30 protein-coding genes, 2 pseudogenes and 1 other annotated feature are annotated in these 26,265 nt (G+C 32.9%); of the genes and pseudogenes, 26 read left to right on the forward strand and 6 right to left on the reverse strand.

All coding sequences use genetic code 11. The annotated features are described in order from the left end of the window. The first annotated feature begins 12 nt into the window (after window positions 1-12). Entirely contained in the window at window positions 13-711 is a 699-nt protein-coding gene (locus FP435_RS01065) for a hypothetical protein (RefSeq protein WP_265483917.1), read from the forward strand. Between the two features lie 215 nt (window positions 712-926). Here the strand turns inward: FP435_RS01065 and FP435_RS01070 are convergent, their stop codons facing one another. Beyond that, window positions 927-1,319 (reverse strand): ATP-binding protein, encoded by a 393-nt coding sequence (locus tag FP435_RS01070; RefSeq protein WP_265483918.1) that lies wholly within the window; start codon window positions 1,317-1,319, stop codon window positions 927-929. A 264-nt stretch (window positions 1,320-1,583) separates the two neighbouring features. On the opposite strand from FP435_RS01070, the gene FP435_RS01075 reads away from it, so the two are divergent. The 15 genes and pseudogenes from FP435_RS01075 to FP435_RS01145 all read left to right on the forward strand — a co-directional run bounded on the left by FP435_RS01075 (window position 1,584) and on the right by FP435_RS01145 (window position 13,687). Continuing rightward, window positions 1,584-2,501, forward strand: a complete 918-nt coding sequence (locus tag FP435_RS01075; protein WP_265483919.1) for an Abi family protein — start codon at window positions 1,584-1,586, stop codon at window positions 2,499-2,501. A gap of 364 nt (window positions 2,502-2,865) precedes the next feature. Beyond that, window positions 2,866-4,041 carry a MerR family transcriptional regulator gene (locus FP435_RS01080; protein ID WP_265483920.1) on the forward strand — a complete coding sequence of 392 codons (1,176 nt, stop codon included), beginning with the start codon at window positions 2,866-2,868 and terminating at the stop codon, window positions 4,039-4,041. A 78-nt stretch (window positions 4,042-4,119) separates the two neighbouring features. Further along, window positions 4,120-5,163, forward strand: coding sequence for a dTDP-glucose 4,6-dehydratase (gene rfbB, locus FP435_RS01085; protein ID WP_265483921.1), 1,044 nt, complete (start codon window positions 4,120-4,122; stop codon window positions 5,161-5,163). Continuing rightward, window positions 5,163-6,047 (forward strand): glucose-1-phosphate thymidylyltransferase RfbA, encoded by an 885-nt coding sequence (gene rfbA / locus FP435_RS01090; protein ID WP_265483922.1) that lies wholly within the window; start codon window positions 5,163-5,165, stop codon window positions 6,045-6,047. Before rfbB ends, rfbA begins: the two co-directional genes overlap by 1 nt. 24 nt (window positions 6,048-6,071) lie before the next feature. Next, the gene (gene rfbC, locus FP435_RS01095; RefSeq protein WP_265483923.1) at window positions 6,072-6,680 is read left to right on the forward strand and encodes a dTDP-4-dehydrorhamnose 3,5-epimerase; all 609 of its coding nucleotides are present in this window, start codon (window positions 6,072-6,074) and stop codon (window positions 6,678-6,680) included. Between the two features lie 16 nt (window positions 6,681-6,696). Next, the gene (gene rfbD, locus FP435_RS01100; RefSeq protein WP_265483924.1) at window positions 6,697-7,683 is read left to right on the forward strand and encodes a dTDP-4-dehydrorhamnose reductase; all 987 of its coding nucleotides are present in this window, start codon (window positions 6,697-6,699) and stop codon (window positions 7,681-7,683) included. 247 nt (window positions 7,684-7,930) lie between these two features. Next, window positions 7,931-8,161 (forward strand): DUF6290 family protein, encoded by a 231-nt coding sequence (locus tag FP435_RS01105; RefSeq protein ID WP_265483926.1) that lies wholly within the window; start codon window positions 7,931-7,933, stop codon window positions 8,159-8,161. 401 nt (window positions 8,162-8,562) lie between these two features. Further along, a pseudogene (locus FP435_RS01110) lies at window positions 8,563-8,643 on the forward strand (MerR family DNA-binding transcriptional regulator); the annotation flags it as partial. Window positions 8,644-8,655: 12 nt separating this feature from the next. After that, window positions 8,656-8,793, forward strand: a pseudogene (locus tag FP435_RS01115) (dTDP-4-dehydrorhamnose reductase); the annotation flags it as partial. Window positions 8,794-9,020: 227 nt separating this feature from the next. Next, entirely contained in the window at window positions 9,021-9,290 is a 270-nt protein-coding gene (locus tag FP435_RS01120) for a type II toxin-antitoxin system Phd/YefM family antitoxin (RefSeq protein ID WP_265483928.1), read from the forward strand. Next, on the forward strand, window positions 9,290-9,544 hold the full coding sequence (locus FP435_RS01125) for a Txe/YoeB family addiction module toxin (protein ID WP_416202972.1): 255 nt from the start codon (window positions 9,290-9,292) through the stop codon (window positions 9,542-9,544). The genes FP435_RS01120 and FP435_RS01125 overlap by 1 nt, the downstream gene beginning before the upstream one ends. 295 nt (window positions 9,545-9,839) lie before the next feature. Next, window positions 9,840-11,102, forward strand: coding sequence for an Lreu_0056 family protein (locus tag FP435_RS01130; RefSeq protein ID WP_265484618.1), 1,263 nt, complete (start codon window positions 9,840-9,842; stop codon window positions 11,100-11,102). 372 nt (window positions 11,103-11,474) lie between these two features. Continuing rightward, window positions 11,475-12,539: a LysM peptidoglycan-binding domain-containing protein gene (locus tag FP435_RS01135; protein WP_265483929.1), complete on the forward strand. Its 1,065-nt coding sequence runs from the start codon at window positions 11,475-11,477 to the stop codon at window positions 12,537-12,539. An 18-nt stretch (window positions 12,540-12,557) separates the two neighbouring features. Continuing rightward, entirely contained in the window at window positions 12,558-13,022 is a 465-nt protein-coding gene (locus FP435_RS01140) for a hypothetical protein (RefSeq protein ID WP_265483930.1), read from the forward strand. 98 nt (window positions 13,023-13,120) lie between these two features. Next, on the forward strand, window positions 13,121-13,687 hold the full coding sequence (locus FP435_RS01145; protein ID WP_265483931.1) for a hypothetical protein: 567 nt from the start codon (window positions 13,121-13,123) through the stop codon (window positions 13,685-13,687). A 59-nt stretch (window positions 13,688-13,746) separates the two neighbouring features. Here the strand turns inward: FP435_RS01145 and FP435_RS01150 are convergent, their stop codons facing one another. Continuing rightward, window positions 13,747-14,319: a cation-transporting P-type ATPase gene (locus FP435_RS01150; protein WP_265483932.1), complete on the reverse strand. Its 573-nt coding sequence runs from the start codon at window positions 14,317-14,319 to the stop codon at window positions 13,747-13,749. Window positions 14,320-14,519: 200 nt separating this feature from the next. Here FP435_RS01150 and FP435_RS01155 point away from each other — a divergent pair, with 200 nt between their 5' ends. Beyond that, window positions 14,520-15,281 carry an exodeoxyribonuclease III gene (locus FP435_RS01155; RefSeq protein ID WP_265483933.1) on the forward strand — a complete coding sequence of 254 codons (762 nt, stop codon included), beginning with the start codon at window positions 14,520-14,522 and terminating at the stop codon, window positions 15,279-15,281. A 69-nt stretch (window positions 15,282-15,350) separates the two neighbouring features. Here the strand turns inward: FP435_RS01155 and FP435_RS01160 are convergent, their stop codons facing one another. Further along, complete coding sequence (locus tag FP435_RS01160) at window positions 15,351-16,040, reverse strand: N-acetylmannosamine-6-phosphate 2-epimerase (RefSeq protein ID WP_265483934.1); 690 nt, start codon at window positions 16,038-16,040, stop codon at window positions 15,351-15,353. 147 nt (window positions 16,041-16,187) lie between these two features. On the opposite strand from FP435_RS01160, the gene FP435_RS01165 reads away from it, so the two are divergent. The 5 genes from FP435_RS01165 to FP435_RS01185 all read left to right on the forward strand — a co-directional run bounded on the left by FP435_RS01165 (window position 16,188) and on the right by FP435_RS01185 (window position 19,206). Next, window positions 16,188-16,388, forward strand: a complete 201-nt coding sequence (locus FP435_RS01165) for a hypothetical protein (protein WP_265483936.1) — start codon at window positions 16,188-16,190, stop codon at window positions 16,386-16,388. Beyond that, window positions 16,363-16,586, forward strand: a binding site (T-box leader). Its footprint overlaps the gene before it by 26 nt. Before the next feature lie 46 nt (window positions 16,587-16,632). Beyond that, entirely contained in the window at window positions 16,633-17,280 is a 648-nt protein-coding gene (locus tag FP435_RS01170; protein WP_265483937.1) for an amino acid ABC transporter permease, read from the forward strand. Between the two features lie 11 nt (window positions 17,281-17,291). Continuing rightward, the gene (locus FP435_RS01175; protein WP_265483939.1) at window positions 17,292-17,936 is read left to right on the forward strand and encodes an amino acid ABC transporter ATP-binding protein; all 645 of its coding nucleotides are present in this window, start codon (window positions 17,292-17,294) and stop codon (window positions 17,934-17,936) included. Then, window positions 17,923-18,726: an amino acid ABC transporter substrate-binding protein gene (locus FP435_RS01180; RefSeq protein WP_265483940.1), complete on the forward strand. Its 804-nt coding sequence runs from the start codon at window positions 17,923-17,925 to the stop codon at window positions 18,724-18,726. The genes FP435_RS01175 and FP435_RS01180 overlap by 14 nt, the downstream gene beginning before the upstream one ends. 48 nt (window positions 18,727-18,774) lie before the next feature. Further along, on the forward strand, window positions 18,775-19,206 hold the full coding sequence (locus FP435_RS01185; RefSeq protein ID WP_265483941.1) for a hypothetical protein: 432 nt from the start codon (window positions 18,775-18,777) through the stop codon (window positions 19,204-19,206). A 3-nt stretch (window positions 19,207-19,209) separates the two neighbouring features. Here the strand turns inward: FP435_RS01185 and FP435_RS01190 are convergent, their stop codons facing one another. Continuing rightward, a complete protein-coding gene (locus FP435_RS01190; protein WP_265483942.1) occupies window positions 19,210-19,881 on the reverse strand; it encodes a matrixin family metalloprotease in 672 nt (223 codons plus the stop codon). 205 nt (window positions 19,882-20,086) lie between these two features. On the opposite strand from FP435_RS01190, the gene helD reads away from it, so the two are divergent. Next, window positions 20,087-22,384, forward strand: a complete 2,298-nt coding sequence (helD, locus tag FP435_RS01195) for an RNA polymerase recycling motor HelD (protein WP_265483943.1) — start codon at window positions 20,087-20,089, stop codon at window positions 22,382-22,384. A 9-nt stretch (window positions 22,385-22,393) separates the two neighbouring features. Here the strand turns inward: helD and FP435_RS01200 are convergent, their stop codons facing one another. Beyond that, window positions 22,394-22,954 (reverse strand): SGNH/GDSL hydrolase family protein, encoded by a 561-nt coding sequence (locus tag FP435_RS01200; protein WP_265483944.1) that lies wholly within the window; start codon window positions 22,952-22,954, stop codon window positions 22,394-22,396. Window positions 22,955-23,048: 94 nt separating this feature from the next. Between FP435_RS01200 and coaA the strand changes: the two genes are divergently transcribed. Then, window positions 23,049-23,831, forward strand: coding sequence for a type I pantothenate kinase (gene coaA / locus FP435_RS01205; protein ID WP_265483945.1), 783 nt, complete (start codon window positions 23,049-23,051; stop codon window positions 23,829-23,831). Continuing rightward, window positions 23,831-24,787: a zinc-binding alcohol dehydrogenase family protein gene (locus FP435_RS01210; protein ID WP_265483946.1), complete on the forward strand. Its 957-nt coding sequence runs from the start codon at window positions 23,831-23,833 to the stop codon at window positions 24,785-24,787. Before coaA ends, FP435_RS01210 begins: the two co-directional genes overlap by 1 nt. A gap of 39 nt (window positions 24,788-24,826) precedes the next feature. Here the strand turns inward: FP435_RS01210 and mscL are convergent, their stop codons facing one another. Continuing rightward, complete coding sequence (gene mscL, locus FP435_RS01215) at window positions 24,827-25,213, reverse strand: large-conductance mechanosensitive channel protein MscL (RefSeq protein WP_265483947.1); 387 nt, start codon at window positions 25,211-25,213, stop codon at window positions 24,827-24,829. A gap of 263 nt (window positions 25,214-25,476) precedes the next feature. Here mscL and pnuC point away from each other — a divergent pair, with 263 nt between their 5' ends. Beyond that, a complete protein-coding gene (pnuC, locus tag FP435_RS01220) occupies window positions 25,477-26,247 on the forward strand; it encodes a nicotinamide riboside transporter PnuC (protein ID WP_265483948.1) in 771 nt (256 codons plus the stop codon). Window positions 26,248-26,265 lie beyond the last annotated feature (18 nt).

Genomic DNA, 26,265 nt, shown 5'->3' on the forward strand with positions numbered 1-26,265 from the left:
GATAATGATAATGTGCCAGTTTTAATTGAATGTAAGACATTTACAAATCCTCATTCTTTAAAAGATTACATCAATCAGTTAGATAAAATGGTATCAAGCGGCTATTTAAAGAAAGATACAAATCATATCCATTATTTTCAAAGTATTGGTCAGAAAAATTCAGATGATAATGTGTTTAAGGGAGAAATGAAAAGATTAAAGAACTGGGACAAAAGTTACGGGATTTTTTTGTCGAATATTATTATTCCTATAAAGTATAAAAGTAAATGGAAAAAAGTTAGTGATTTAATATTTGTTTATGATATTGATTTATATAAATTATTAACAAATAGAGATTTGTTAAATAAAGATTTTATATGGCTTCCCTATGCAGATTTAAAGAGGAAGATAGAATTAGAAAGAATTTTGAATAAGGAACGTATACCAACTGAATTCAAAAAATTAATAGAAAGACATAAAGATATGGATACTTTTATATTAGGGCTTGTTGCATTTTCTGTCCCTATGGCTATTGATAATAGGGGGAGTTTTAATAAAAGAAATTGTTGGAATATTGAAAATGAGACACCTTCTTTAGAATTAAAAATGAGAAAAAATATGAATCCAATTATTCCCTATCTTTTAAATAAAAGGTTTATAATTAATGACATTGATTTTATTAATAAAAGATGTGAAAAGCTATTTAATATAATAGTCAAGAGATATTATTAATAAATTAGAGTAAATGTAAGCATTTGTAATTGACGATGAATATTTGAAGTAGTTACGTTAGAATGACAGTCAATATTTGAACCACTTATTAAATTTAATTGTTCATTTTAGAATGTTGTAAAGGATATGACTCTCCATCCATATCAAGAACGTAGGAGCGGAAAGTCAATCGATCAACCAAAGCTGAAACAAGCGATTCATTTTTTGAAATTTGTCTAATCTAAAAATGGCAAATTAGTCGTGACAATAGTACTGCCACGCTCACTTCGATCTGCTATTATTTTCAATAAGAGCTCTAATTGGTAACTCTCAAAGCTGACATAGCCCATTTCATCAAGGATTAGGAGATCTACTTTCTGAATCTTCTTTTCAAGCTTGGCTAGTTGATATTTATTCTTGGCTTCGGTAAGTTCAGTTGACAATATAGAAGTATTTTTGAACAGCATAGATTTGCCTGCTTGACAAGCCTTGAATCCGATACCAATGGGGTATATGTGTTTTACCTCGTCCTGAATTATCAGCCATGACGAGTTTTTCTTTTCTAATGTACGTGATACCTTTACGATATTTAGCTGCTGTGTTGCGAAAAATGGCCAGCTTTCTAACAATTTTCAGCTAGCTAAAGTTTAAAAATGACTTAGTAGTCAAGTATTCAATGCCATTTTGGTTAATACTGGCTCGTATGGGGACTACTAAATATATGCTTTAAGTCAATATTAGTAATTTAATATTAAACTAATGGTTTAAAACTACCGAAAAAGTATTGACACATACAAGCTTCTGGTAGGTGGTCTGCTATACTAAGTGTAGTAATATGATTATAAATATAGCTTTTAAAGTTATTTGAAAAGAATTACGAGTCTCAATATAGAATGGATGATTTTTTGAAGAAGATGATGACAACATCTCAGTTACTAGAACATATGAAGCAAAAGGGGATTACTTTCAATCATATGACAGAGAATGATGCTAAGAAATGTCTTAGAACGTTGAATTATTACTTTAAGTTGGCGTCATATAGGAAAAATTTAAAAAAAGATAAAGATGGTAGATACATAAATTTGGATTTTGCTTATTTAACTGATTTGGCAGCAATTGATATGCAATTGAGACAATACTTGCTAGAATTATGTTTAGATATAGAGCATTCTGTAAAGGTTTTAATATTAGATCTTACATCTAACTATTTAGATGATGAAGATGGTTACAAAGTAGTTCAAGATTTTAGAAATAGTTCTTCATTTGGATATAATCAGTATGAAGCTACTATTAATAATTTGAAAACTAATCAGTATTTAAGAGAGATGAGCAATAAATATTCGGAAAATCCGCCTATATGGGTCTATTTGGAAACAACTTCATTTGGTGGATTAACAGCATTTACTGAATACTTTTATAATAATAGAAAAAGTAATATAAAGTTAAAAAAGATTAGTAAACTTTTACGATATTGTAAGAATATAAGAAATGCTTGTGCACATAATACACCTATTTTGGTAAATTTATTGTCTAACTCAGATAAAATAAATAAAAAGCCCGCTCAGATTACCGGTATTGCTAATAGCATGAAAATTAAAAATAAAGACATGTATTATGAAAAAATGGTTGATTTAGTTTCGGTATTCTATCTTCATAAGTTACTTCAAAGTGAAAGGCTAGGAAATTTTCAATACCAGAAAGGAAAGAGTTTAATAAAAAGATTCCAGAGACATAATTGGTATAATGATGAAGAAACATTGATTGAATTTATGGCTAATTTAAACAAAATGATTGAATATTTAAAACGTTGAGTTATAATAATTACTAAGGAATCAGCGCTAATGACGTTGGTCAACGAAGCTTCGTGCCTAGTTGACTCAGGTTAAAAGCTACGCTTCATAAAGAAGTGTAGCTTTTTTCATTGAATAAAGTATTTTATAAGTCCGAATGCTATCGAAGTAACTATTAGAGATACTAAATTGGTTTAAAAGCAATTTTAAAATGGTAATCAGTCACACAAGGACATTCAAAAATTATAGATACTCTCCCTTATCGGGTAAGAAAATTATTACAAATTCTGATTAATAAAGGAAAAGTAAGGAAGATAGGGGTCTCTGTAAATACTCAATACCAGAAAGTTTAGTTCTATTTTTAACGCTTTTTAGAGAGAAAATCATGCCAACATACTACACCAGTGGCGAATTCGCCGAAAAAGCACACGTATCAATTCGTACTATTCGCTATTATGATCAAAAAAATTTATTAAAACCATCTGCCTATACAAGTGGTGGTGCACGACGCTATACTGACCGTGATTTTGCTAAGTTACAGCAAATTCTCCTTTTAAAGTACCTTGGTTTTTCTTTAAGTGACATTCGTGAGATGACAATTGGTTCTGGGGATGAGCAACTATTGTTAGACTCGTTGCAAATTCAAAAGAAGTTAATCCAAGAACGACTTAAGCAGATGGAAAATGTTTCCCAAGCAATAGAATCGACTACTGAAGCACTTAAAGAAAAGCAAAAAGTTGATTGGAGTAAAATGTTAGATCTAATGCAGCTAACTGCTCAAACGCAATCTTTAAGTACTCAATACCAAAATGCAACAAATATTGCGGCTCGAATTCGTTTGCATCGTGATTATTCAACTAATCAAGCGGGCTGGTTTCCGTGGCTGTTTCAGCACTTAGACTTGAAGCCAGGAATGAAAGTATTGGAAATTGGAGCTGGTAATGGTGCACTCTGGTCACAAAATATTACTCAAATTCCCCAAGGATTAACAATTATTTTGTCAGATATTTCCGAGGGAATATTAGCAGATGCAAAACGTGAAATTGGAGAACAGTCGCAATTCCAATACGGTGTCTTCAATGCAGAAAAAATTCCTTTTGCTGATAATACTTTTGATATTGTAATTGCCAATCATATGTTGTTTTACTGTAATAACATTGATCAAGCCCTAAAAGAAGTACAGCGCATTTTAAAACCGGGTGGATTAATATACTGTAGTACTTATTCCCACCAGCATATGCATGAAATTACAGACTTAGTGCAAAGTTTCGACAGCAACATTGTCCTTTCTTCGACCAATTTGTATGATCGTTTTGGTTTGAAGAATGGTGGAGAAATTTTAGAAAAATATTTTAATAATGTAAAGCTCTATAAATACGAAGATTCAATTGAACTATCGAGTGCAGCTCCCATTATTTCTTATATTCTTTCTTGCCATGGGAATCAAAATTCAATTCTATTAGATAATTATCAAGAGTTTAAACAATTTGTAGAAAATAAAGTTAAAGATGGTTTTCATATTACTAAAGATGTTGGTTTTTTTGTAGGAAAGAAAGAATAATTTTAATTTACCCTTGAAAGTTACGTTACGTAATGTTTTATAATAACAATGACATAAAATTTTAGATCGGAGATTAAGATGAAAGTTATTGTTACTGGTGGAGCTGGATTTATTGGCTCAAACTTTATTTTTTACATGTTGAAAGAGCATCCTGATTACGAAATCATCTGTGTTGATAGCCTTACTTACGCAGGTAATTTATCGACCTTAAAAGATGTAATGGATAATCCTAACTTTAAATTTGTAAAGCTAGATATTCGTGACCGTGCAGGTGTTTACAAGCTATTTGAAGAAGAAAAGCCAGACATTGTAGTTAACTTTGCTGCTGAAAGTCACGTTGATCGTTCAATTGAAAACCCTGAAGTATTCTTAGATACTAATATCATTGGTACTTCTGTTTTAATGGATGCATCCCGCAAGTATGGTGTTAAACGTTACCATCAAGTTTCAACTGATGAAGTTTATGGCGATTTACCACTGGATCGCCCAGATCTTTTCTTCCACGAAGATACACCCCTCCATACTTCAAGTCCCTATTCATCAAGTAAGGCTAGTGCTGACTTATTAGTAGGTGCTTATGGTAGAACTTATGGCTTACCAGTAACAATTTCACGTTGTTCAAACAACTATGGACCATATCAATTCCCTGAAAAGTTGATTCCATTGATGATTCAACGAGCACTTGCAGATGAAAAGTTGCCAGTTTATGGTGAAGGCCAAAACGTTCGTGATTGGTTATACGTTGAAGATCACTGTAAGGCAATCGATTTGATCTTACAAAATGGTAAACCTGGTGAAGTTTACAACATTGGTGGTCACAATGAAATGCATAACATTGATATTGTTAAATTGATTTGTGATTACTTAGATAAACCTTACTCATTAATTGAACATGTTACTGACCGTAAGGGTCACGACCAACGTTATGCTATTGATCCAACAAAGATTCATAATGATTTAGGATGGCTCCCAGAAACTATGTTTAAAGATGGTATCAAGAAGACTATTCAATGGTACTTAGATAACAAGGACTGGTGGGAAAATATTATCTCTGGTGATTACCAAAATTACTACGATGAAATGTACGGTAAAAAAGAAGTATTAGATAAGAAGGACAAATAATGAAGGGAATTATTTTAGCAGGTGGTTCAGGTACTCGTTTGTATCCATTGACTTTAGTAACTAGCAAGCAATTATTGCCTGTCTATGATAAGCCAATGATTTATTATCCACTATCAACTTTGATGTTAGCTGGCATTAAGGATATTTTGGTAATCTCAACTCCAGTAGATACGCCAAGATTTAAAGAATTGCTTGGTGATGGTTCACAATTTGGGATTAATTTGTCTTATAAGGTACAACCTTCTCCAGATGGGTTAGCGCAAGCTTTTACATTGGGTGAAGATTTCATTAAGGGTGAACCTTGTGCCATGGTATTAGGGGATAATATTTTCTACGGCAATGGCTTTACTAATTTATTAAAAAATGCTGCTAACGATGCTCAAAATGGTAAGGCAACTGTTTTTGGCTACTATGTTAAAGATCCTGAACGCTTTGGGGTAGTTGATTTTGATGAAAATGGCAAAGCTGTTTCTATTGAAGAAAAGCCAGCTAGTCCGAAAAGCAATTACGCTGTAACTGGACTTTACTTCTATCCAGCAGGAGTTAGTGAGCGGGCAGCTCAAGTTAAGCCAAGTGCTCGTGGAGAAGTTGAAATTACTAGTTTAAACGAAATGTATCTTGATGATGACAACTTAGGAGTTCAACTTTTAGGCCGTGGCTATGCTTGGCTTGATACAGGAACTATGCAAAGTTTGGTAGATGCTTCTAATTTTGTAAAAATGATCGAAGAAAGAGAAAGTGTATCTGTATCTGCACCTGAAGAAATCGCCTTTATTCATGGTTGGATTGATAAGGATCAATTGAAATCAGCAGCTAAGAAATATGGTAAAAGTCCTTATGGACAACATTTAAAATCAGTTGCTGAAGGTAAGTTGCGTTACTAGAGTTTGAGAGAAAGAAGAAGTAAAATGGGACAAATTAAAGTAGAAAAAAACGTTGGAGGAATTGAAGGCTTAGCAGTTATCACTCCAACTGTTCATGGTGATGACCGCGGTTACTTTATGGAAACTTTTAATCAACGTGATATGATGGATGCTGGTTTTAGTATTAACTTTGTTCAAGATAACCAATCCAGTTCAACTAAAGGTGTCTTGCGTGGACTTCACTTTCAGAAGCACTATCCACAAATTAAACTAGTTCGTGCGGTTCGTGGTAGTGTGTTTGATGTTGCAGTTGATCTTAGAACTGGTTCAAAGACTTATGGTAAATGGTATGGGGTAGAACTTACTGAAGAAAATAAGAAACAATTTTTAATTCCCCAAGGTTTTGCTCATGGTTATCTTGTTTTAAGTGATAAAGCAGAATTTGCCTACAAAGTTAATGATTTTTGGCATCCAAATGATGAAGGTGGTCTTGTTTGGAATGATCCTGAAATTGGAATCGAATGGCCACATGTTGTCGGAGAATATCCAGGTAGTGGAGCTTCTGAAGATTACAGTTTAGAAGATGGAACTAAGCTTAATATTGTTGAACGCGATCAAAATTGGAAGGGCTTGAAAGATACTTTCAAGTTTTAATTAGTGAGGTAAATCGATGAAAGTTTTTGTAACTGGAGTTAATGGTCAACTAGGCCATGACGTTATGAATGAACTTGCTAAGCGTGGGTATGAAGGTATTGGTTCTGATATTGCACCTGAATACGCTGGTGTTGCTGATGGAAGCTACGTTACTACTGCGCCTTATGTGAGTTTGGATATTACTAATGCAGAAGCAGTTAATCAAGTAATTAATGAAGCAAAGCCAGATGTAATTATTCACTGTGCTGCTTGGACAGCAGTTGATATGGCTGAAGATGATGACAAGGTTGAAGCAGTTCGCAATGTTAATGTTAATGGAACGCAAAATATTGCAAATGTTGCTAAACAATTAGATGTCCCAATGGTCTATCTTTCAACTGATTATGTTTTTGATGGTCAAGGAACTACTCCTTGGAAACCAGATTTCAAAGATTTTAAGCCAATGAATGTCTATGGTGAAACAAAACTTGGCGGTGAAGAAGCAGTTGCTAATACTTTGGATAAATATTTCATTGTCCGTATTGCCTGGGTGTTTGGTGTTAACGGATCGAATTTTATCAAGACGATGCTCAAAGTTGGCGCTACTCACGATGAAGTAAAAGTAGTTGATGATCAAATTGGTACACCAACTTATACTTTTGACTTGGCACGCTTACTCGTTGATATGATTGAAACTGATAAGTACGGTTACTATCATGCAACTAACGCCGAATTACCAGAAACTGTAAGTGGTCATGATGAAAATGGTACTAAGACTGGCTATATTTCTTGGTATGATTTCACGCGTGAAATTTATCGTCAAGCCAGATATGACACTAAGGTAACACCTGTAACGACTGAAGAATATGGTTTATCTAAAGCAGTGCGTCCATTCAACTCTCGTTTGGATAAGAGTAAGCTTGAAGAAAATGACTTTAAGCCACTTCCAACTTGGAGTGATGCGATTAGTCGTTACATTGAAATTTTGAAAAAACAAGGCTTCTTTGATGAATTAGGGAAGTAATAAGAATAATTAAAGTCCCAAGCAGGATTAACTGCTTGAGATTTTTTAAATAAGGAAACTCTTTTTGAATAGAAGTAGAAATCAAATTAAGGATTTCTTCGTCCTTACGCATAATATTTTACGCTTTCTGTCTGTCCCTATCTTCAGAAAAGCGATAATTATGTTAAATATATTTTAAGAAACAATCTATAGCGTTCAGAATGCAAATGTGTTCTAGTGTAATAATTATAGAAAGGGGACAAGATTTATGACAACAAAAATGAAATCAACAACAATTAGATTTGATGAAGATGTGTTGAAAATGGTACATAAACAGGCAAAACTTGATGGTAAAAATTCAACTGAGTTCATGAGGGATGCCATTCTTGAAAAATTAGCAGATACTTTAGACTATAATGAAGCTATCATTAATCTCAGAGCATCTGATGGAGAAACGGTGTCTAGAGAAGAAGTGCTTAAGGATCTAGGATTAAATTAATGACAAAATATACATGGGAGTTTGATAAAAAAGCCCTAAAAGATTTTAAAAGAAATTAGATAAACAGATTTAAAAGGGACTTATTATTTGGTTAGATACGCACATTTTAGGTAGTGAGAATCCTCCGTTATGGGGAAAGCTTTAGAAGGTAATTTTGTTACTCTTTGGAGATATAGAGTTGGGAGTTACCGAATAATTGCTCAAATCAAAGATAATGTTTTTAAAGTTGTTGTGGTTAAAGCTGGCAAAAGAAATGATATTTATAAAAATAAGTGATGTAAAAATACAGAGTTAAAATTAAAAATTTCTCGGTAAAGGAAAAGTTAGAACGATTGGTAATTCAGTAGTACCCAATGTGAAAAATGCTAATCAACTTTTAACGCTTTTTAGTGAGAATAAGCATACCAACATACTACACCATTGGTGAATTTGCGAAAAAGGCACATGGTTCAGTTCGTACAATTCGCTATTATGATCAAAAAATTTATTAAAATCGTCTGCTTAATTCAAGATTGGATAAGAGCAAGCTTGAAGAAAATGACTTTAAACCACTTCCAACTTGGAGTGATGCCGTTAGTCGTTATATTGAAATTTTGAAAAAACAGGGCTTCTTTGATGAATTAGGGAAGTAATAAGGATAATTAAAGTCCCAAGCATGTTTGAGTGCTTGGGACTTTTTAAATAGAAGTAGAAATTAAATTAAGAATTTCTTGGTCCTTACGCATAATATTTTCTGCTTTCAAATAATTATAAGATAGGGTATAAAGAGTGGATTAGTGATAAGACTAAAGTAATATGTTGGTAATTACCACAATACTATTGTACAATTAATAGTACAATTAATAGGGAGGTATTTAAAATGGATGCTGTAAATTATAGTAATTTTAGAGAACATTTGAAAGACTACTTTAAGCAGGTAAATGATAGAAGTGAACCATTAATTGTAACGAATAAAAACCCTGAAGATAATGTAGTTATTCTTAGTAAAAATGAATACGATGCGATAGTTGAGACGATGGAAATTCAAGCAAATAGCTATCTAATGGAAAAAATTGCTACAGGTCGTCGTGAAGTTGAGTCAGGTAAACTCCAAAATCACGATTTAATAGATTTTGAGGATAAGGAATAATGCTCAGTTGGACAAGTAAGGGATGGGAAGACTATCTTTATTGGCAAACTCGAGGAGAGAAACGTCAGATAAAAAGAATTAATAATTTAATTAAAGACGTTATGCGTAATCCATTTGAAGGTATTGGCAAGCCTGAGGCCTTAAAAGATAATTTAACGGGATATTGGTCTAGAAGAATTGATGCAAAAAATAGACTCATTTATTCTTATGAAAATAAACAAGTAATAATATTTTCTTGTAAGGATCATTACTAGATGCAAGATAGGGGATATAAAAGTTCAAAGCATGTATGATTGCTTGGAACGTTTTAGTTTGACAATTATACTAAATAATTTGTATAATTTATCTAACAGATCAAGTTTAGAGGCAGTGGGAGTAGGTTCTAAACTAAACGAAGTCTTGGTATATTTTTATATCAAGGCTTTTGTTTTTGGGAGTTATTATGAAAAATACAAAACCGTTTAAAGCTTATGAAGAACAAATAGAGATTTTAAAAGTAGAGGACTTAATATTGATTCTACTGAAAATGCTATATACGCATTACAAAGTATTGGGTATTATTCATTAATAAATGGATATAAGCATTTATTTTTAGCTAGGGATTCAAATGGTGTAATTCTTAATCCAGAGCAATATAGCCTTGATACGAATTTTGATGAAATATTGGCGCTATATAATTTGGATAAAGAACTAAGATCTATTTTGTATGATGCACTTCTTTCCTATGAAACTAATTTAGGAGCTGAACTTTTATATCGATTTTCTGAAAATTTTCCAGAAAATTATTCATATTTAGAAATGAATAATTATAGTGATAATAAGACTAAGGCCCCACAAATTTTAAAAACAATTAGCTCTCTATCTAATACTTTGAATATTAAGGCATCTGATAAACATGGTGATAATGCTATTAAACATTATGTTAATAGACATGGTCATGTTCCATTATGGGTTTTGGTAAACTTTCTAACTTTTGGTGATTTAAATTATTTTTATAGTAATTGTAAAGATAGTATAAAAATAAAAATTGCTAAAGATTTTACTAATAAGAGAAAACGTGAGTACTCTTTAACGCGGACTAATTCAATAACTCCAAATGTTATTGAGAATATTAATCAAATTGTAAATCAATTTAGAAATGCAGTTGCGCATAATGAAATTACATATTCAAAGTATTTATATAGATCTCCAAGTATAAGAAGCATTAGCAATATCTTAGAGGAAAGAAATTTAACTTTTAAAGATCAGGTAGGTGTATTTGAACTAATAATTTGTTTAAAACTAGTACAAAGTAAGCAAGTATTTGTTACGATGGTTAGAAAAATAGTTGAATTATTAGATAATTATCAGGTAAAATTCCATCCGGTAAGATTTGAAGGAATTTTACAAGATATGCATTTTCCACAAAATTATAGAGAAATTCTTCAAAGATATAATAATCAAAATAATATTTCATCTAAAACAATCGGAGTATTAGTAGCGCTTTGGAAATCACCTGATTGGTTTAAAGCTGGTGTAAAAGGCGGAACGATGTATTATGGAGATAACTGGAAATATGGGGATGAAAAAACAAAGGGATATAATTTTATTACAGCAAATGGTGATCCAACAAGTTATATTTATTATAAGATAAATGGTGATAACGTTACTGTAAAATATGTTGATCCCCAAGAAGGAGAAACAGTTGCTGAAGCTTCCATAACCAGTAAAGGTGTATCGTTAAATGGTCTTATTAGTGATTATTACACTACGAAGGATCAACAAAACGAAGTGGATACATATGTTTCAGAATTAAAACCTTACAAAGAATAGGTGGCCGTTGTATCTAAAATCGGCTTTAATTAAAATAAATTATATTGCGGTAAAATATAGTACAATTAAGCAGAACAAAGGCCTAATAAAATTTCAATAAAAAGAGAAGCACTATCTTGGCAAAGGTAGTGTTTTTGCATTAACTGCATCCAGTTAATGATGTTTGTGAGAGTTATTTTTATTATTCTGCTTATAATCGGCAAACCATTCGTCAAATGATTTGCTAACAATGTAAATAAAGACAGAACGTAAAAATTAAGAAAAATAAAACCATTAACTAGCAAAAAATTCAATATCTAGGCCGTGTATTGAATTGAAAAGAAGTAAGGTGTATATTTAATAACGGTATAACTAACTTAAGAGGAGAAGTTTATGAAAATTAATAAAAAGCAGTTTAGTGCAGGGTTAATGACAATGATTATTGCAAGTGCAACTTTTGCAACTACCGCAATGGCAAACACTACTAATAACAATAATCTTGGGACTCCTGAGCAGCAAGCTGATATTACTAATTGGATTGCTAATACCCCTGCTCAAGTTTCAAATAACATGGCAATGCAACACATCGATCCCAATAATCTTAATGGGGTTCGCTATGTGATTCAATGGGGTGACACTTTATCTAGTATTTCTGCAGCAACTGGTATTTCTGTTGCTAAGCTTTGCTACGATAATCACATTGAAAATGCTAATCTTATTTACGCAGGAAATATCTTAATTTTGAATAAAGATGGTTATGTTCCAGATGATTATCACCCACATGTTGATCCATATATCGTAGCGCAAACTAAAGTAACAATTAATAACGGTCCGACTTTTGTAAATATTGAAGTACAACCAGGTGCTATTAAACAGTACTACAACGATTCTGATAACTCTAAGAACACTACTAATATTTACAAAGCTGGTGATGATACTTCTAGTCAAGCCGCTTCAAATAAGAGTAGTGATAGTTCAAATTCTGATAATTCTTCATCGGATTCAAATACTTCTTCATCAGATTCAGTCTCAGCTTCAGATGTTGTTGATGGCTTGAAGAAGGCTAATAACAATGACAAGCTTTCATTTACTGAAGGTAGTGATGGAACTGAATTAAGCATCAGCTCTGATGATATTGCTAAGGCTGTTAAAGATGACGACTATAGCGCACTTCTTGACAAAATTACCAGTGCTTTAGACAGCGATAAAGATGATGAAGATGTAACGATCTCTATTGATGGTGATGGCGACGATCTTCATGTTTATGCAAGCTACTCAAAGAGGGATGATGACAAACAAAGTAGTGATGACTCTAGCGAAGACAGCCAAAGTAGCGATAAAGACGACGAAGATAAAGATAGTCAAAGCAGCGATGACGACAGTCAAAGTGATGATGACGATAACAGTAAAGCTGACACAAACGATGAAGATACTGACACAACTACTGATGATGAATAATAGGGGCTAAATTCACAGATGAAAAAATTTATAAAGATTCTTATTGGAGTAATTGTCGCAGTAGCAGTAATTGGTGGTGGCTTTTACATTTATGCAAGTCATGCAGCAGCTAGTCATCTTCCTGGTCATGTTTATGAATATAATGGAACTGCTAGTTCTCAAAAAGCTTACATGACTTTTGCTAAAAGTGGTGACCAAGTAATAGTAACTTCTAATAAAGAAAAGGCTATCGAAGCAAGCAAGAGTAGCTCTGATTTTCAAAAGGTTTATAAAGCTGAAAATAAAAACGGAGAATGGAGTTATAAAGCAGATGGAAGTAAATTAACCATTGCAAAAACTCAAGATAGTAAAGTTTCACTTTGGCAATACAATAACGTTTTAGCTTTAGGTAGTAAATTGCATTCAAGTAGTTTTACCTATCAAATAGCTAACGCTGGACAAGGTGTAGTTAAACAAGCAACAAACTTTACCCAAATAAAATAAATTGTTAAAGCATTTCTATTGCAGAAATGCTTTTTCTCTTATTTTTGGTGAAGTTAGTGATAAGATTTAGATGAATTTAAATCAAAGGAGTGTTCATAGTGAGATATACCCTGGGAAATAAAATTATTTTTGCGAAAATAATGCAGGAACCACGCTTTGCAAGTTTTGTAATCAAGACTTTTTATCCTGATGTTAAAATTAGTGAAATAGAGAATATTACCGCAAGATTTGATGACTTAAACTATGATTATTTTCATGTTCAGATTGACTTTTTAAATGAAGATGAACAGCACTGCGTAGCAATTGTGCAGCTTGTGGATAACCAAGATTTAGGAGAATTGTCACGCTATTATGGTGAACTTATAACGCAAGAAACGCAGAATTTAGGAATTCCGCTGTATTTAGCTTATATTGATCGCAATAACTTTAATAATTTTACAGAATTAATCCGTATCTTGCCGGTAACCCCGCTGGCAACAATTATGGCAGTAGGGGCTAGTCAGGCAAAGAAAGCAAAAAAATCTGCTCAAGAATTGGCTGCTTTAATTGAAGGAAGACCAGTTACTGAAAATGATATTCTTAAAAAAGCTGAGGTTGAAATTGAGTTGCTCAATAAAGACAAAGATATTTTAGGGATGATTAAGGCTTTTGAAAAGTATGAATAAGGAAACTTAAAAAGGCTGATTAAGTATTAAACTTAGTCAGCCTTTGTTGTTTACTAATTTTAAATTGTTTGAATTAAATGACTTTCACCAGTTAAACAAATTGGAGCTTCTGCATTATCTAAGCGAGTATTAACAACGATTCCAACTCCGCTTCCATTTTTTACGCAAGTTGAATGATAAGCCATGTTAACATGTTCATCCAATTCAGTATTTACTGGTAAAATTACATCTGCATCTTTTTGACAAATGAGATGCTTTTTATCTTCGATTTGTAAATTGTTAGTTTCAAGTAAACGAATATCAGCAGGTACATTATCACCCTTTTCAAGATAAACGATGTCTCCAACAACTAATTGATTACTTGAAATTTCTTTGAGTTCACCATCACGCATTACTTGAGAAGAAAGTTTCTTTTGACGAATTGGATGTGACTTTGGAATAAAGATGCCACGGAAACCATCCATAAATTTTTGTAAAAAGAAATGGGGAGGTTCTCCTAATTCATTTGAACCATTTTCTTCTAATCTTCTTTGTGCTTCTTGGGAACTTAAACCAGTTAAACTAGTTCTTAAATTTTGTAAAACTCCAGCACTGTCTTGAGTATAGGCTGGAGGGCGTTTGTGAGTATCCATCTTGGATATACCACTCCTTTCTGAAATCTATTATTCTTCATAATACTCTATTTAAATAAGCATTGTCAATTTATAAAACTTAAAAAACAATTAAAAATATTTTTACTGATTTTAAGTCGAAATATTTAACGCTTACCCCTTGATTTTGTACAATAAAGTTGAAACAGAGAATTAAGATTTAAAGAAAGAAGTAGATAAATATGAAATTCATCTCTTGGAATGTTGATGGCTTTCGTGCCTGCTTACGTCATGGTTTTTTAGGAACTTTCAAAGAATTAGATCCAGATATTTTTGGTATGCAAGATACTCGTTTATCTCCAGATGAAGTTGAAATTGACTTACCTGGATACTACAAGTATTGGAACTATTCTAAAGAAAAAAGTTTTGATGGTACTGCAGTATTTACCAAAATTAAGCCAATGACTGTTGCCTATGGAATTGGAATCCCAGAATTTGATCAACAAGGTAGAACTATTACTTTGGAATATCCAGAATTTTACTATGTAAATACTTATGTTCCATTTTCTGGAGAACATTTACAACGTTTAAGTTTCCGCGTAATGTGGGATCAAGCATTTAGAAATTATGTAACTAAACTTGCTAACAACAAGCCAGTCATTATTGGTGGTGATATGAGTGTGGCTGCTGAACCAATTGATTTAGCAGAACCAAGTGAAAATCACCACAATGCCAGCTTTACCGGAACTGAAAGAAAAGAATTTCAAGAACTACTTGATGCAGGCTTTGAAGATACTTTCCGTACTCTTCACCCAGATGAACGTGCATATACTTATTGGAGCGCACGTGAAGATGCACGTGAAAAGAACCTTGGTTGGCGTTTAGATTACTTCTTAGTATCTAATGATATTGCTGATAAGGTTGAAAAATCTACAATTTTAAGTTCAATTGATGAATCTGATCACGCTCCAATTGAATTAATTGCAGATGTACATGCAGAATAACAGCTGAATAAATTACCTAAATTATTAATTACGCAAAAAAACGAAGAATTTTTTAAATTCTTCGTTTTTTTATTGTAAGACATCCACAAATGTTTTCGCAATCTGCAAAGGACGCGTTATAGCGCCACCAATAACAATGCCGGTGGGTTTTAAAGCAGCAACTTTCTTCAGCTGTTCTGGCGTATGGATTCGTCCTTCAGCGATAGTAGGAATATTAGCAGCAACTAATTTTTTAATTAATTCATAGTCTGGTTCAGTAGATGTGCGAGATTCAGCAGTATAACCAGAAAGAGTAGTTCCGACCATATCTGCACCAGCTTCATAAGCGGCTTTTCCTTCTTCAAAGTTTGAAATATCAGCCATTAAAAGTTGGGTGGGATATTTATTTTTAATTTCTTTGATAAATTCATTGATACTTTTATTGTCATGACGTTTGCGACTTGTAGCATCAAATGCAATTACTTCAACACCAGTTTTAACAAGTTCATCAACTTCCTTCATTGTTGCAGTAATATAGGGCTTTTCAGGTGGGTAATCATGTTTGATAATACCAATCATTGGTAAATCTACCATTTCCCTAATTTGATTTATATCACGAACGGAGTTGGCCCGGATACCCACAGCACCAGCCATTTGCGCTGCTTTAGCCATTAGTGGCATGATTCCACCAGCTTTTGTATAAAGTGGTTCCCCAGGAAGTGCCTGACAAGAAACAATTATTCCATGTTTAATCTTTGCAAAAAAATCTTGTGCTTTCATTAAGATCACCTCTTTGTAAGTGGTTACATTACTTGCTACTTAAATCATACTGGTTACCATTAAGAATTACAAATTTAAGGCTAGTCAATAGCCCTGCTATCGTGTAAAATTAAATAAAATAGAAAAGTAGATTTTAAGGAGATATTCATGCAAAAACATAATTCTTTTGTGTTAGGGATGTGTACCTTAATCGGCCTAATTATTGGCCTCTTTGTCAAAAATATCATGGTTTGGACTTTTGTAGGTTTAGCCATTGGATATGTAATTACTTTTTGGATTCCATACTTTCGACATCATCGAAGAGTGTCGACAAAAAATAATCAAGATAACTTAGAGCAGACCAAGTAACTAATCAACCTCTTCAGAGAGTCTTATAGTGCTGCGAGTAAGACGAGTGCATTAGTGAAAACACATCTGTGAGTTATTTTCTGTAATAGAAAGTCGGTTTCAGCCCGTTATAGCGAAGAGTTTTATTAAACTTAATGAGGTAGTTTGCGTAAGTAAACTATGAATTGAGGTGGAACCGCGTCACTTGTCGCCCTCTTAGACTTTAAAGTCTAAGGGGGTTTTATTTTTAGAAAAGCAGGTAACAATGTCTATAAATTATATTGGAGAAATACTACCTTCACTTTTAAGTGGACTAGTAATGACTTTAAGAATCTTCTTTGAAACTATTATTTTTTCCTTACCCTTAGGAATTATTGTGGGGCTAGGATTAACATCAAAATCAAAAATTCTAACCAGCATTTTAAGTGTTTATGTTTGGGTAGTGCGAGGGACACCTTTACTGTTGCAATTAATTTTTGTTTTTTATGGCTTTCCAATTTTAGGAATTACTTTTCCTAGATTTGAGGCAGCCTTGATTGCTTTTGTTGTCAATTATGCAGCTTATTTTGCAGAAATCTTTCGTGGTGGAATTCAAGCAATCGATCCTGGACAATATGAAGCTGCTAAAGTTTTAAAATTAACCCATTGGCAAACCTTGCGCAAAATAATTATTCCCCAGGTAATGAAAATTGTTTGGCCATCAATTGGAAATGAAGTTATTAACTTGTTTAAAGATTCTTCACTAGTTTATGTAATTGGCTTAGGAGACTTATTGCGTGCAGGAAATATTGCCATGTCACGTGATGTAACATTAGTTCCCTTAATTTTAGTAGCCTTAATTTATCTGGCATTAATTGGAATTTGTACTCTTATTTTGAAAAAAATTGAAGCACACTTTTCTTACTATAGATAGGATGTGAGCACATGTTAAAAGCAGAAAACTTAGGTAAGAGTTTTAATGGTAGAAAGATTTTAGATAAGATTAATTTTGATTTGCCAGATGGGCAAATTCTAACAGTTGTAGGACCTTCAGGAGCGGGAAAAACGACTCTTTTGAGAATTGTAGCAGGACTTGAAACAAAAGATGAAGGTAAGTTAATTTTAGATGGGAAAGAATATAATCCAGCTCAAGAACAAAAAGTTGGAGTTGTTTTTCAAGACTATAATCTTTTTCCAAATTTAACTGTTTTAGAAAATATTACTTTAGCTCCTGAATTAGTTTTAAAACAAGATAAAGGACAAGCAGAAGCAGAAGCAAAAAAATTATTAGAACAACTAGATATGCTTGGTAGAGAAAATCAATATCCTTATCAGTTATCAGGGGGACAAAAACAACGAGTAGCAATTGCCCGTGCCTTAGCTATGAAACCAGAGATTCTATGTTATGATGAACCAACTAGTGCACTTGATCCAGCTACCCGTGATCAGGTTACCCAAATGATTTTAGACTTAAAGAAGGCTGGATATACACAGTTCATAATTACCCACGATATGAATTTTGCCCAAACAGTTTCAGACGAGGTCTTACGCATTACTCCAGTAAATGGTGATAATCATGAAGAAGATTAGATTAATAGCGGTTTTATTGGGAATCTTTCTTTTAGCTAGTGGTTGTCAAAATTTACAAAAAAAGACTGATACACAAGATACTTGGTCACGAATTGAAAAAAGAAAGACAGTAGTTGTAGGGTTAGATGATTCTTTTGTACCAATGGGTTTTAGGACAAAATCAGGAAAGTTAGTAGGTTTTGATATTGATTTGGCTAAAGCGGTATTTAAATTATATGGTATCAAGGTGGATTTTCAGCCGATTGATTGGTCAATGAAAGAAACAGAATTACGTAACGGTACAATTGACCTGATTTGGAATGGATACAGTAAGACTCCGCAAAGAGCCAAAAAGACTGCCTTTTCAAAACCATATTTAAAAAATCGTCAAGTCTTAGTTGTGAAGAAAAAATCCCATATTAATTCATTTAAACAAATGAAAGGGAAAATTCTAGGTTTACAGACAGGGTCAACTGCAGCAACTTGGTATGATGGTAAACAAAAATTGCTCAAGGCTAAATCAACAGTTTTGTATGACACAATTCCAAATGAATTTTTAGATTTAAATGCTGGTAGAATTCAAGGAATTTTACTTGATGAAGTCTATGCAAATTATTATATTTCCAAGCAAAAAGATAAAAATTCTTATCAAGTAATTATTAACGATCAAGTGCCAGCTGACTATTTTGTGGTAGGGATGCGTAAAGGAGATAAGACCTTACAAAGAAAAATTAACGAAGGATTTGATATTCTTCAAAGAAACGGCACAATGCAGAAACTAAAAACAAAATGGTTTGGGACCACACAATAAATTCAAAAGTAGTAAAATAGGAGTAGTCCATTAGAAAGCTAACTAAAAATGACGAAAAAAGAAAAAATGACATTAGCAAGCTATCTTGCTATTTTAGGGATTTTTATTGGAATTATTGGTTACTACCTATTTGATTTAGCTATTAAATTTAAAAGTAATCCAAATTGGTGGACAAGTGTTTTGGTAATTGCCATTATGATTTGGGGTAGTAGCGATTGTTTGCGCAATATTTGGAAGCTAAGCTTTTCCAAAAAAGACCCTACATTAAAGAATAAAGTTATTAAATATTTAATTGGATTTGAAATTGCAGGTTTTTTAAGTGGATTATATATTAATGTAATAGTAAATAATTCTATCTTAGGCCAAGTGAAGATGATTTCGATTAACAGTTTAATCTTTTTGATTTGGCTTTTATTAGCAATTGGAGCTGGTGTCAAAATTTGGACTTTAGTAGTTCAGAGTAAAGAAATTCAAAATTAAAGGCTACTTATTTGAAGTAGCCTTTTTTTCATGATAAATTTTTTCAACTAACTTAACATCACGAGGTTGAATAGTGTAATAAGATCCTTGCGGATACATTACTGATAAACTTTGGGTGTGTTTTAAGCCAATTGCATGTCCTAGCTCATGTTCAGCCGTATTAACGATGCGAGCGTTACTATAGCCATAGCGTGGATTGAGTAAGTAGTATTCGTTTAATTTAACCACTGCGTGAACTAAATAACCAGTGACTGAATTATAGGAGGCACTTGTTAAGCCAGCGGCATTAGTTTGGTCATCATTCATTGTTTCCATAACAATTTGAGCTGAATTTTTAGTAGTAGTTGTTTTAAAAGTAAAACTCCCCGTATTATTCCAAATTTGGATGGCGTCTTGGGAAGCTTTACGTAAAGTTGGATCTTCAATGGCAATGTAAACCGTGGCGCTGGGCTTATTAAAAGTGTGATATTGGGAACTTGTATCATCAGCGTCCTCATTATCAGTCTGCGGAATTTGCTTATTATTGATAAAGTTTTGAACCTGCATTGTGATATAAGGAATAGGATTGTTAGTTCCAAAATATTTCTCAAAGACAGATCCCGAAGCATGATAAGCATAAGTTAGCCCAAAGGCTAACATTCCTAAAATTATAATATTTCGAAAAAATCTTTTCACAGTCTTATCTCAACATTTCTAATTATTTTTAGTAAATTATAACGCTAGAGAAAGTAAAAAAATAAAAGTTTGTATTAATTAAAGTAAAACTTAATAGCCTTTAAGAAAATCTTGAGTTTTAGAGAGTGATTGTTTTAGTAAATGGTAATAATATGTTAGAATTATATGCAATAAATTTTTGAGGAATAAAAAGGGTGATATAACTTTGGTAAAAGAATCTCAAAAACAATTTGAACAAAAACATTTAGATAATGTATTAAACTTAATCCAAAAGAAGGAAAAAGAATTAAATAAGTCAATCGGGAGTGCCCAATCAGAAGCAAAAAACTTAAATGCCCATTTTTTTGATGACTTGAAGTTAGATTATGATGGCTATTCTACTTCAATGGATACAGCACTTTCAATCCATCAGCAACAACAAATGTTGCAAGAACGAGAACATGCTTGGCAACATTCAACTAAGCAACTTTCAACCTTGCAACGCCTAGAAAAGAAACCTTATTTTGCCCGAGTAGACTTTAAAGAAAAAGATGAAGATGAGGGTGAAACGATTTATATTGGTTTAGGATCATTTGCGGATAAAGATGACCACTTTTTGGTTTATGATTGGCGTGCTCCAATTTCTTCTATCTATTATGATGGAAAATTGGGTAAAGTAAGCTATAACGCTCCTGATGGTGAACAAACAGTTGATATGACTAAAAAGCGTCAATTTATTATTGAAGATGGAAAGATTGAAAATATGTTTGATACCAATGAATCAATTGGTGATCAGATGCTTTTAAATGTCTTAAATGAGAAATCTTCCACTCAAATGAAGTCAATTGTAACGACGATTCAACGTGAGCAAAACAAGATTATTCGTAACACAGATGCAGATTTACTCTTTGTTCAAGGAGCTGCGGGCTCTGGTAAAACAAGTGCTATTATGCAAAGAGTTGCCTACTTACTATATCGCTATCGCGGTAATTTGAATTCAAGCCAGGTAATCATGTTCAGCCCAAATCAGCTCTTCAATGATTACATTAAAAATGTTCTTCCTGAAATGGGTGAACAAAATATGGTCCAAATGACTTACTGGCAATTTGTTTCACGCCGTGTACCAGCAATGGATGTAGAGACACTTTTTGAACAATTCGAAGACAATCACCAAGATAAAAAGATTACTAAGTTAAAAGATTCCTTGCAGTTCTTTAATGCGATTACGCGCTATGGAGAACATTTAGAAAAGAGTGGGATGCTCTTTAAAAATATTTATTTTAAGAGTAAAAAGAAACCATTTTTTGATAAAGAAAAGATAAAGGAAATTTATTATAGTTTTAATGAAAATTATCATTTAACTAATCGAATTGAAGCTACTAAAGAACAGCTTTTGGACATACTGGCAAGAAAGGTTGAGCCAGAAACTAAAAAATCTTGGGTAAGTAAAACCATTCAATCTTTAGATCAATCACAATTAAATAGTTTATATGATTTCCCGGGACAAGAATTTGAATCTAGTGCTAAGGAAGAGCATTTTTTAGCTAAAAAAATTGTTACTAAGGAATTGAAGAATGTAAGTCAAAAAATTCATCGCAACCGTTTTTTAAATATTCGTGGTCAATACTTAGCATTTCTACGTGCAGTTCCTAAGTTAATTGATCTTTCTAAGTGGAACATCACTGAGGAAGAGTGGCAAGAGCATGTTGAGCAAGTAAAACAAAACTTCTTGAATCGTAAAATTCAAATGGCGGATATTTCACCTTACCTTTACTTGTATGATTTGATTACTGGGCGGAGAACTGACTTTGATATGCGGTATGTATTTATTGATGAAATTCAAGATTATACGCCTTTCCAGTTAGCATACCTGAAGTATAATTTCCCTCGGGCACGCTTTACGATGTTAGGGGACTTAAACCAAGCAATTTTCACCAAAGATGAAAGCAAAACTTTGTTGGGTCAAATTGCTAAGCTGTTTGATCCTGAAAAGACAGATGTAGTCCAGTTAACTAAATCTTATCGTTCGACAAAGGAATTGACTGATTTTACTAAGGAGATTCTGCTTCAAGGAGAAAAGATTGAATCGTTTGATCGAACCGGTCCAATGCCAACTTTTTGGCAGCGTGATGAAAGCAATCAAGCTTATCAAGTTTTAGAAGATGTATTAAAAGAAAACGAAGAGCAGAACTTAACAACAGCCATCATCACTAAAACGCTCGCAGAAGCTAAGGCAGTTGCTGAAGAACTAAAACAAAGAAAAGTTCCTGTTACTTTAATTGGAAGTGCAAATCAACGTTTAGTTCCTGGAACGCTTGTTATGCCATCTTATTTAGCCAAAGGGTTAGAATTTGATGCTGTAGTAGCTTGGGAAGTTTCAGAAAAAAATTATCACCAAGATGATGAAGTAAAACTTCTTTATACGATTGCTTCAAGAGCAATGTACAAGTTAGATTTAATATATACTGGCTCCAAGAGTCATTTATTAGATCATGTTAAAGAAAATACTTACTTAACTAAATAAAGGCTCTCCTTATTGGAGAACCTTTTTTGTTTCGTTGGCTAAATCCGATGCAAGTAAATCTAGCCCCTCGTTATTGAGATGAATTCCATCGGCCTGCAGTAATTTATTGGGGTGTCCGGTTAGAATCATATCATTAGCTAAATCTAAAAACGGCACTTTATTTTTATGGGCGGCTTGTGCAGCCACTAAGCGGAATTGGAGCGTGCGTGGCCAAGAATGGTCCACTGCAATTTCCCAATTGGTATAAGCAGGCCCCATTAATAAAATTTTGTGATAACCAATTTTAGAAATTAATTCGTCTAAGTTCCAAGAATATTTACCTGGTGATAAACCAAGTTTTATTGTACAATCGTTGGTTCCCATCCCCAACACTACCAAATCATAATCCTCATTTGTAACCTTTAAGGGTAAAAAGTCTAACGCCTCTTCACTAGTTGCTCCCGGAATAGAACGGTTAATGATTTCTGCATTAGGTAACATTTTAGTTAGGCGAGCCAATAGTAATGAGGTAGGGTGATTATGCTGGTAAGCAGCGAGAATAGAGTCACCATAAAGAATAATTTTTTTCACGTAAATCGCCTTTTCTTTTTCTCTTTCAAGTATTATGTTAGTCTGAAAGATAGAAAAATTCTAGTAATAACAATTTTGGAGAGAAGGCGACTAAATGGAGCAGAAAAAAGAAAGCGAATGGAAGATAATCCCAGCTTCTGAAAAGCAACCTTGGCAAGACATTATTGATATTTTATCAATAAAAACGACACCTTTTATTATTGGAGTTAGTGGAGCAGTTGCTAGTGGAAAATCGACTTTTGCAACCAAACTGAAGCAAGAACTTGAAAAAAAGTATCCTTTAAAAAAGATAGAAGTGGTTTCAGCGGATAATTTTTTAAAGTCAAATGCGGAGTTAGAAGAAAAAGGGCTAATGGAACAAAAGGGCTTTCCCGTGTCCTTTAATTGGAATGCATTAGCCAATTTTTTTGAAGCAGTAAAAAATCATTATCCTAACATTCCTTATCGCATTTATTCTCATGAATTATCTGATCTAGTTCCTAATCAAGTTGAAGTTTTGGAGCAAGTTGATATCTTAATTATAGAAGGAATTTATTTATTAGAAGATGCTCCAGGAGAAACTGTTTCCCCAAGAAAATATATTAATTTCAATTTTTATCTGGATACTAGTGAAGAGAACTTATATTGTTGGTATCTTGAACGTTTTCATAAAATGATGGACTTAAATTATAATAACCCGGGAAATTTTTTCTATTCTTGGGCTCACCGGCCACGCCAAGAAGCAGATAAATTTGCGGAAGAGGTGTGGAAGAAGGTAAATTTGAAAAATCTTCATTCTTATATTGCTCCAACTAAAAAGAGAGCAGATGTGATTGTAAAAAAAGAAAAAAATCACCAGATTAAAGAGATAATGATTAAAAGAAAAGAGGAAAAGTAATGAAAGCAGTAGTAATAAAAGAAGCAGGAGGTCCAGAAAAGCTTATATATCAAGACGTACCGAAACCTAATTTAAAATCTGGATGGTCTTTAGTAAAGATAAAAGGTTTTGGAGTTAATCATTCGGAAATTTTTACTAGAAAAGGATTATCTCCTACAGTTAAATTTCCTCGCATTCTTGGAATTGAATGTGTAGGAATTATCGCTGAAACGACAGACCCAAAAAGATTACCAGTTGGTCAAAAAGTGATTTCACTAATGGGAGAAATGGGACGAGATTTTGATGGCTCTTATGCAGAATATGCTTTAATTCCAAATGATCAACTTTATCCTATTGAAACTGATCTAGATTGGACTACTTTAGCTGCTTTGCCAGAAACTTACTATACTGCTTATGGCTCTTTACTTAATTTAAAAATTGCTCCTTCTGATAAAGTTTTAGTGCGTGGGGGTACTAGTGGCGTAGGGATTGCTTTTGTGCAGTTAATTAAAGGCAAGTATCCTGATATTTTTGTAGCTGGAACTAGTAGGTCTTTAAGAAAAGAGAAAGAGATGAAAGTAGCTGGTTATGATGAAGTTATAGTTGACGAAAATGGAAAGCTAAAAACTGATCAAAAATTTAATAAAATTCTAGAATTAATTGGCCCCAAAACTATTAAAAATAGTTTTCAGCATACCTGCGAATACGGTATTGTGTGTTCTACAGGACAATTAGGAAATGAATGGTATTTAAAAGATTTTGACCCCATAACTGATATTGCGCCAAATGGGTATTTGACCAGTTTTTATTCAGCTAATGTTGATCAGAAGAAGATTGAGCAATTATTGCAGTTTGTTGAAAAACACGATATTAAGGTAAAACCAGAAAAAGTATTTGATTTAGAACATGTGGCAGATGCTCATCGTTATCTAGAAGGATCACATAGTTTTGGAAAAGTCGTAGTAGTAGAAAAATAATATTTCATAAAGAAAAAAACTTAGCATCTCGCTAAGTTTTTAATTACTATTCTTTTGTGCAAGTAAATCTCTAATTTCTTTGAGGTATGCTTGTTCTTGGGTAAGCTCTTTTTCTTCTTCGTCAGCTTTTGCCTTGTTGCGACGGGTAATTTTATTAACAATTTTCATCAATAAGAAGACGATAAAAGCAATGATTAAGAAATTAATTATTGAATTTATAAATGCTCCATATTTAAAAGTAGCTTCACCAATGGTTAACTTCAAGTTTGAGAGGTCTATTTGACCAATAAATAGTCCAATTAAAGGATTAATTATGTTAGTTACCAGTGAGTTAACAATTGCTGTAAATGCAGCCCCAATAATTACCCCAACAGCTAGGTCCATTACATCGCCACGAGCAATAAACTCTTTGAATTCTTTGATCATTAATTCCATCTCCTTTTTTATTCATATTTTATATTTAATATTATACAAATAATTATTTGAACACTTTATGAAGAAAATATAAAATTTTTTTAAAGAAAGAAACCGGTTTCTTGAAGGCTTGGAAAATGCCTTTTAAAGTCAACCCTTGTATTAAAAAAATTGGCCCGTATACTAGATATTGATGTTTTTCAAAAAGAAATTCGGACAAGGCACAAGATATAGAAATAAGCTTGTGACCTATCAAAAAGAAGGAGAGAAATTGAATGGAAAATTTAACATCAATTAAAGGTTCAAAGTCTACCAAAAAAGACAATTATTTTGTATGGTTGTTTAAGCAACTTCAGGGGTGGCCTATCCAAAACTATATGCTTTGGTTTTTTGCTTTTGGTTTCCAATTAGCAATTTTGATTGAAGGAAAGATTACGCTTATTTCAATCGTAACCTTTTTTGGAACTTTGCTAGGGACACTTTGTGTTTTAGCAATTAATGCTACTAAGGCAATTAATGGCTGGTTAGGGTTAGTTTCAGCAGCTTGTTTTATTTATGTAGGATTAATTGCCAAAAATTACTTATCAATTTTTGAACAAATTGCTTATATTTTGACTTTAGACTTACCAATTTTATTGGCAGTAAATTCTTGGAATGATGATACAAAAAATCATTTGCGTAAATTTTGTACTAAAGAATGGATTATTGCAATTTTAGGTACTCTTGCTGTTTATGCAATTTCTGGCTTTTTAATTGGAAAGTTTACTAATGATCCTCGTCCTTGGATTGATGCTTTAAGTTTTTCAATTTCTCTTACTGCAGGAATTATGTGCTTCTTGCGTTATAATAATCAATACTTCTGGTGGACTGCAAGTGGGGTCTTCCAATTGATTCTTTGGGCAATTACTTATGCACAAGGGGATGCAAGTTTGGCAATGGCAGTAAATAGTTTAATTTATATTGTAAATGATGTATTAGCCTTTACTGTATCACCATGGTTTAATCGTGGACGTAAACGTGAAGGATTAAGAATATTAAATGATTAAGAAAAAGCGGATCTAAGT

Source organism: Lactobacillus sp. PV037 (assembly GCF_014522345.1).
Lineage (GTDB): Bacteria > Bacillota > Bacilli > Lactobacillales > Lactobacillaceae > Lactobacillus.